The 720-nt window shown below is 41.8% G+C and carries 1 pseudogene; it reads right to left on the bottom strand.

Annotation, left to right across the window (positions count from 1 at the left end):
- Nucleotides 1-136: 136 nt before the first annotated feature.
- Nucleotides 137-720 (bottom strand): annotated as a pseudogene (locus tag WMO65_RS26395) (recombinase family protein); the annotation flags it as partial.

The raw sequence follows: 720 nt of genomic DNA, 5'->3' as shown, positions 1-720 counted from the left end.
CCAAGCTGATCGATCACAAACGATTTCAACAGGATCCTCTGAGAAGTCACACTGTCACTTTCCAGTTTGGTTCTGCCATCCACATTCTCATCTTCCATAGATAAACGGATATAGACAGCTGTTTTCCTATTTTCTGTCATCTTGACTGTGCCTCCTTCTCTTTCATTATCTTTTGCAATTCAGCGAACTGGTCATCATATACCAGTTTGATTTCATAATCATACTTACCATGGATAATAATGGAATCCACAAAGGCATCCACCATTTCTTTTGTCAGCTTCCGCTTAGACATATAAGTATGTATCACTTTCCCCCATCCTTCTTCGATATGATAATCTTGGGAATACCGTACCTGCGCCGTCAATACTGCATCCAGACGGCTCTTGATGTTTTCTATTTCATTGGAATAGATACGGGAAAACTGCATGTACTCTTCTTCTGTAATCAGGCGTTCCGAATAATCCTCATATAAATCAGATTTACGCTTACTGATCCGGCTCAGTTCCCGCCGAAATTTCCCTACTTCCTTGTCCAAAAGCAAATATTGCGTCTGGTTTCTGGAAGCGGAGTTCATTTCCCGGATCATTTTTTCTGTATCCAGTACGTTTTTCATATGTGACTGGATCAGACGAAGGACATCTTCATCCACGTATTCTTTTTTGACCCTGTGCCCCTTGCACTGGTTTCCTCCTGATTTATGGTTTGCATTGGCACCGCAGA

The sequence above is a fragment of the Blautia caccae genome (assembly GCF_040095955.1).
Classification (GTDB): Bacteria; Bacillota; Clostridia; order Lachnospirales; family Lachnospiraceae; genus Blautia; species Blautia celeris.
This window is presented reverse-complemented; position numbering and strand designations above follow the sequence as displayed.